The 6,627-nt window shown below is 70.7% G+C and carries 5 protein-coding genes; all 5 read left to right on the forward strand.

Annotation, left to right across the window (positions count from 1 at the left end):
• Positions 1-102: 102 nt before the first annotated feature.
• On the forward strand, positions 103-822 hold the full coding sequence (locus D588_RS0109485; RefSeq protein ID WP_017915806.1) for a sensor histidine kinase: 720 nt from the start codon (positions 103-105) through the stop codon (positions 820-822).
• An 88-nt stretch (positions 823-910) separates the two neighbouring features.
• Positions 911-1,558 carry a response regulator transcription factor gene (locus tag D588_RS0109490; RefSeq protein ID WP_017911263.1) on the forward strand — a complete coding sequence of 216 codons (648 nt, stop codon included), beginning with the start codon at positions 911-913 and terminating at the stop codon, positions 1,556-1,558.
• A 103-nt stretch (positions 1,559-1,661) separates the two neighbouring features.
• Entirely contained in the window at positions 1,662-3,446 is a 1,785-nt protein-coding gene (locus D588_RS0109495) for an acyl-CoA dehydrogenase C-terminal domain-containing protein (RefSeq protein WP_017910880.1), read from the forward strand.
• 112 nt (positions 3,447-3,558) lie between these two features.
• Positions 3,559-4,218 (forward strand): HNH endonuclease, encoded by a 660-nt coding sequence (locus tag D588_RS0109500; RefSeq protein ID WP_026143548.1) that lies wholly within the window; start codon positions 3,559-3,561, stop codon positions 4,216-4,218.
• Between the two features lie 150 nt (positions 4,219-4,368).
• On the forward strand, positions 4,369-6,282 hold the full coding sequence (gene dxs, locus D588_RS0109505) for a 1-deoxy-D-xylulose-5-phosphate synthase (protein WP_017915807.1): 1,914 nt from the start codon (positions 4,369-4,371) through the stop codon (positions 6,280-6,282).
• Positions 6,283-6,627: the final 345 nt, after the last annotated feature.

Here is a 6,627-nt window from a genome sequence, read left to right on the forward strand (position 1 = left end):
GCGCCTGGACGCGCTCGGCGACCACGCCGCCGCGCAACGCGCCCGCCGCGCCGCGGCGCAGGCCACCGACGGTTCCGCTGTCGCGCGCGCACAGACCACGCCATGAACGACGCCGCCACGACCGCCGCCGAACGCTACCGCCTGCTGCTGCAGCGGCTGGAAGCCAACGAACGCGAATTCCGCCGCCTCGGCCGCGCCGTGGTCAAGGTGCAGGAGGACGAACGCCGGCGCCTGGCGCGCGAGCTGCACGACGGCGTCGGCCAGAACCTCACCGTGCTCAAGCACCGGCTGGCGCAACTGGGCGCGGCGCTCGGCGCGGCCGACGCCGCGTTGCGCGCGCCGCTCGAGGACGCCATCCAGCTGTGCACGCAAGCACTGGAAGACACCCGGCAGATGTCGCGCTTGCTGCGCCCGCCGATCCTCGACGACCTGGGACTGGAAGCCGCGCTGGGCTGGCTCGGCCGCAGCCAGTCCGCCGCCGGCGCCACCCCGGTCAGCGTCGAGATCGGCCCGCTGCCGACGCTGGACGAAGCGCTGCAGACCCTGCTGTTCCGCAGCGCGCAGGAAGCGCTGACCAATGCGCTGAAGCACTCGGCTGCGCAGTCGGTGCTGTTGCGGCTGGTGGCCCGCGACGGCTGGGCGCATCTGCAGGTGCTCGACGACGGCCGCGGCTGCGACCCGCAGCAGGCGCTGGTGGCCGGCGGCAGCGGCCTGAGCGGCCTGCGCGAACGCCTGCGCCTGAGCGGCGGCAGCCTGCGCCTGCAATCGTCCCCGGGCGAGGGCTGCTGCGTGCAGATCCGGGTCCCGCTGGAGGCCGATTGAACGTGATCGCCCTGCCCCGCCCCGACACCCGCGCGGCGCTGCACACGCCGCGACATCCCGCCTGTCGGCGCGCTTGGAGCGCACCGGCATGAGCGCGCCGATCCGGGTCCTCATCGCCGACGACCACACCCTGGTGCGCGAAAGCCTGGTCGCCGTGCTCGACGCGATCGACGGCATCCAGGTGGTGGCGCAGGCCGCCGACGGCATCGAGGCGCTGGCCAAGGCCGAGGCGACCAGCCCGGATGTGGCGATCGTGGACATCTCGATGCCGCGGCTCAACGGCATCGACGTGGTCCGGCGGCTGTGCGAGACCGTGCCGCTGGCGCGGATCCTGGTGCTGACCATGCACGAGGAACACGAATACGTGCTGCACGCGGTGCGCGCCGGCGCCTCCGGCTATCTGCTCAAGGACAGCGCCAGCGCCGACCTGATCGCCGCGGTGCGCAACCTGCACGCCGGCCGCGGCCACTTCTCGCCGCAGGCCGCGCAGGCACTGGTGGCGCAGATGCAGCAGCCGCAGGCGCTGCCGCCCGATCCCTACCGCAGCCTGACCGCGCGCGAACGCGAGGTGTTCCACCTGATCGTGGAGGGCCGCACCACCAAGGAGATCGCGCGGGTGCTGCAGATCAGCGTCAAGACCGCCGAGAACCATCGCTTCCGCGTGCTCAACAAGCTGGGCATGCGCAATACCGCCGAACTGGTGCGCTACGCGGTCCGCCACGGCCTGCTCGACTGAACGGCGCCGCGCACCGGCCGGTTCGGCGCGGCTGCGCATACTCCATACGCCATAGTATCCTGGGCGCCTCGGCCGCACCGCGGCCCTCGTCACGAGCGATCGCATGAGCACCTATCAAGCCCCGTTGACCGATCTCCGCTTCGCGCTGCACGACGTGCTGCAGGTGGAGGCGCTGTTTGCCCGCCTCGGCCATGCCGACGCCAATGCCGAACTGATCGATGCGGTGCTGGAAGAAGCGGCGCGCTTCACCGGCACCGTGCTGGCGCCGCTGAACCGGGTCGGCGACGAGCACGGCTGCACCCTCGACAAGGCCACCGGCGCGGTGACCACCGCGCCCGGCTTCCGCGAGGCCTACCGGCAGTTCGCCGAGGGCGGCTGGACCGGGCTGACCGCCGCCGCCGAGTTCGGCGGCCAGGGCCTGCCGCACACCCTGGGCGTGCCGCTCAACGAAATGGTCAACGCCGCCAACCTGGCCTGGGGCAACTTCCCGCTGCTGTCGCACGGCGCGGTCGAGGCGCTCAAGCAGCACGGCGAGGCCTGGCAGCAGGAGGTGTTCCTGAAACCGCTGGTGGATGGCCGCTGGACCGGCACCATGTGCCTGACCGAGCCGCACTGCGGCACCGACCTGGGCCTGCTCAAGACCCGCGCCGAGCCCAACGCCGACGGCAGTTGGTCGGTCAGCGGCACCAAGATCTTCATCACCGCCGGCGAGCACGACTTCACCGACAACATCGTGCACCTGGTGCTGGCGCGGCTGCCGGACGCGCCGGCCGGCGCCAAGGGCATCTCCCTGCTGGTGGTGCCGAAGTTCAAGGTCGCCCGCGACGGCAGCGTCGGCGAGCGCAACGCGCTGCGCTGCGGCTCGCTGGAGCACAAGATGGGCATCCACGGCTCGGCCACCTGCGTGATGAACTTCGACGGCGCCGAGGGCTACCTGGTCGGGCAGCCGCACAAGGGCCTGCAGGCCATGTTCACCATGATGAACACCGCGCGCCTCGGCGTCGGCCTGCAGGGCATCGGCCTGTCCGAGCGCGCCTACCAGAACGCGCTGCATTACGCCCGCGAGCGCCTGCAGTCGCGTTCGCTGAGCGGCGCCAAGCTGCCGGAGAAGCCGGCCGACCCGATCCTGGTGCACCCGGACGTGCGCCGCATGCTGCTGACGGTGAAGGCGCTGACCGAAGGCAGCCGCCTGCTGGCGCTGCATGCCGCCACCCTGATCGACATCGCGCACAGCGCCCAGGACCCGGCCGAGCGCGAGCAGGCCGACGTGCTGGTCAGCTTCCTCACCCCGATCTCCAAGGCCTGCCAGACCGAGTGGGCGGTGGAGAACACCTATCACGCGCTGCAGTGCTTCGGCGGCCACGGCTACATCCACGAACACGGCATGGAGCAGCTGGCACGCGACGCCCGCATCACCACCCTGTACGAAGGCACCACCGGCATCCAGGCGCTGGACCTGATCGGGCGCAAGACCGCGTCCAGCCAGGGCGCCGGGCTGAAGCTGTTCCTGGCGCAGATCGAGGCCTTCCTGGCCGAGCACGCCGACAACCCGGCGGTGGCCGAATTCGTCGCCCCGCTGCGCGAGAAGGCCGCCGAGTGGGCGGCGCTGACCAAGCGCATCCTGCAGCGCGCCGCCGGCAATCCCGAGGAACTGGGCGCGGCCAGCTACGACTACGTGTTCTATTCCGGCTACGTGGTGCTGGCCTACTGGTGGGCGCGCAGCGTCGCCGCGGCCGAGGCCTCGGCGCATGGCGAGGCGTTCAAGCAGTCCAAGCGCGAGACCGCGCGCTTCTACTACGCTCGCCTGCTGCCGCGCACGCTGACCCACGCCGCGGCCATCGACAGCGGCGCCGCGCCGCTGATGACACTGGCCGACGCGCAGTTCTGAGTCGCGCATCCAGGCCCGAACGCAGCCCCGGCATGCACGCCGTGCCTGGGTTGCACGGCCCGCCGCGACCGATACACAAACCGTCACCAATCGGGTATAAGCTGTCTTCCCGATGGAGACAGACACAACAACGCTTGGTCTGATCGATACCGGGGCCTGCGGCGCCTCGGCCGCGGTCCCGTCGCCTGCGGCGTCCCCTTCCCACCTGCCTTCGGTCCGGCTGCTGTCGCTGGACGCGCATGGCCGCGTGCTGGACTGGATCAACTGGCAGGACGCCGCCTGCCTGTACGCACGCGGCGCGGTCGCCTGGACCCTCGGCGAGCCGTGCCTGCATATCCACGGTGGCATCTGTCGCGCCAGCGGCGAGCGCAGCGTGCTGGAACTGCATCCGATCATCGCCGCGCGCGGCCACGCGCATGCGCGTGCGCTCGACCCCACCCCGACCCTGACCAATACCGCGCTGTTCGCCCGCGACGCGCAACTGTGCCTGTACTGCGGCCAGCAGTTCAGCCGCCCGCAGCTGACCCGCGATCATGTGCTGCCGGTGTCCAAGGGCGGCCGCGACATCTGGGAGAACGTGGTCACCGCGTGCTTCCACTGCAATTCGCGCAAGGGCAATCGCACCCCGCAGCAGGCATCGATGCCGCTGCTGGCGGTGCCGTACCGGCCGAGCTGGATCGAGCATCTGATCCTGTCCAATCGCAACATCCTGGCCGACCAGATGTCGTTCCTGAAGGCGCAGTTGCCGAAGCGCTCGAAGCTCTCGTTGTAGCCGCGCGGCCTCACGCCGCCGTCACGCCCGCTGCGACGGATTGCCGCACCCCGGCCAAAACCGGCCATCCACGCGCCCGCGACTGAACGGGTTGATTGCGCGTGCCCGGAATGGAGAGGAAAATGACAGGTCCGCTGAACCTCCATTCCGATGATCGACCCCACCCGCTATCCGCGCCTCTCGCGCATCCAGGTCCCCGCCGAACTGCGTCGCTTCGATGAATCGGAGCTGCCGGCCATCGCCGAGGAACTGCGCGCCTTTCTGATCGAGTGCGTCGGCAAGAGCGGCGGCCATTTCGGCGCCGGGCTGGGCGTGATCGAACTCACCGTCGCCCTGCACTACCTCTACGACACGCCGGTCGACCAACTGGTGTGGGACGTGGGCCACCAGACCTATCCGCACAAGATCCTCACCGGGCGCCGCGACCGCATCCACACGGTCAAGCAGGCCGATGGCGTGGCGCCGTTCCCCAAGCGCGAGGAAAGCGAGTACGACACCTTCGGCGTCGGCCATTCCTCCACCTCGATCTCGGCCGCGCTGGGCATGGCGGTGGCGCTGCAGCGCATGGGCGACGAACGCAAGGTGGTGGCGGTGATCGGCGACGGCGCGATGACCGCGGGTATGGCCTACGAAGCGCTGAACCACGCTGGCGGCATGGACCCGGAACCGAACCTGCTGGTGATCCTCAACGACAACCGCATGTCGATCTCCGAGGCGGTCGGCGGGGTCACCAAGATGCTGGGGCGAATGAGCGGCAGCAAGACCCTCAACGCCATCCGCGAGGGCGGCAAGAAGATCCTCGGCGACAAGAAGAGCAACCCCACCGCGCGCTTCGTGCGACGCTGGGAAGAACACTGGAAGGGCATGTTCGTGCCGTCCACGCTGTTCGAGGAAATGGGCTTCCACTACACCGGCCCGATCGACGGCCACGACCTGCCGGCGCTGCTCGGCGCGCTGAAGACGCTCAAGACCCTGAAGGGTCCGCAGCTGCTGCACGTCATCACCACCAAGGGCAAGGGCTACGAACTGGCCGAGGGCGACCAGATCGGCTACCACGCCGTGGGCCCGTTCGATCCGAGCAAGGGCCTGGTGGCCAAGCCGGGCGCCAAGGCGCCGACCTACACCGACGTGTTCGGCGACTGGATCTGCGACATGGCCGCGGCCGAGCCGGCGCTGCTGGCGATCACCCCGGCGATGCGCGAGGGCTCCGGCCTGGTGCGCTTCAGCAAGGAATACCCGCAGCGCTACTTCGACGTGGCCATCGCCGAGCAGCACGCGGTGACCCTGGCCGCGGGCATGGCCGTGCACGGCGCCAAGCCCGTGGTGGCGATCTATTCCACCTTCCTGCAGCGCGGCTACGACCAGTTGGTGCACGACGTGGCGGTGCAGCAGCTCGACGTGCTGTTCGCGATCGACCGCGGCGGCGTGGTCGGCCCGGATGGCGCCACCCATGCCGGCAACCTGGACCTGAGTTTCCTGCGCTGCGTGCCGCACCTGGTGGTGATGGCGCCGGCCGACGAAGCCGAGTGCCGGCAACTGCTCAGCACGGGCCTGCGCCATGCCGGCCCGGCCGCGGTGCGCTACCCGCGTGGCACCGGCCCCGGGGTCGCCCCCGGGACCACGCTGGAACCCCTGCCGATCGGCAAGGCGCAAGTGCGCGCGCAGGGCCACACGGTGGCGCTGCTGGCGTTCGGCGCGACCCTGGCGGCGGCCGAACAGGTCGGCCGCGAGCTCGGCCTGAGCGTGGTCAACATGCGCTTCGTCAAGCCGCTGGACCGCGCCCTGCTGCTGGAACTGGCGCAGAGCCACGAAGGCTTCGTGACCATCGAGGACAACGTGGTGGCCGGCGGTGCCGGTTCCGGCGTGGCCGAGCTGCTCAACGCCGAAGGCGTGCTGCGCCCGGTGCTGCACCTGGGCCTGCCCGACGCGTTCCAGCACCACGCCAGCCGCGAGCAACTGCTGGCCGAAGCCGGCATCGACGCCGCCGGCATCCGCGCCGCGGTGCTGAAGCGCTGGCCGCAACTGGCCACCAGCGCCAGCGCACCGCGCACCGCGGCGGGCTGACCCGTCGCGATTGCGAGCAGAGCAACGGCACGGCGGTTGGCGCATGCCGTGCCTGCTTGCGGCATTGCGCACGGTTCTCGATGTGCCTCATGCCGCTTCCGATTGCCCCGGCGTCTCCAGCGCGTGACCTAGGGCGTGTCATCAATCCCCGAGCATGCCGCGCCGCGATTGCGCGCGCCTGTGGCAAGGAAGAGCGAGGAAGTGGACGTCCGTCCACGCCCGAGCGATGACGCGGCCATGGGCGCGCGCAATCGCGGCCCTTCGGGTTGGGCCTGGCAGGCGCGCGGCCGGCGCCGCGCGGCTTGACCTGACGGCCAGTCAGGCGCTGCGCCACGCAACGCCGGC

This window comes from Xanthomonas sp. SHU 308, assembly GCF_000364645.1.
Lineage (GTDB): Bacteria > Pseudomonadota > Gammaproteobacteria > Xanthomonadales > Xanthomonadaceae > Xanthomonas_A > Xanthomonas_A sontii.

What these genes read in the sequence shown, in the direction of transcription:
- D588_RS0109490 (WP_017911263.1), top strand. Translation starts at nt 911, where the DNA reads ATGAGCGCGCCGATCCGGGTCCTCATCGCCGACGACCACACCCTGGTG.
- D588_RS0109485 (WP_017915806.1), top strand. Translation starts at nt 103, where the DNA reads ATGAACGACGCCGCCACGACCGCCGCCGAACGCTACCGCCTGCTGCTG.
- dxs (WP_017915807.1), top strand. Translation starts at nt 4,369, where the DNA reads ATGATCGACCCCACCCGCTATCCGCGCCTCTCGCGCATCCAGGTCCCC.
- D588_RS0109495 (WP_017910880.1), top strand. Translation starts at nt 1,662, where the DNA reads ATGAGCACCTATCAAGCCCCGTTGACCGATCTCCGCTTCGCGCTGCAC.
- D588_RS0109500 (WP_026143548.1), top strand. Translation starts at nt 3,559, where the DNA reads ATGGAGACAGACACAACAACGCTTGGTCTGATCGATACCGGGGCCTGC.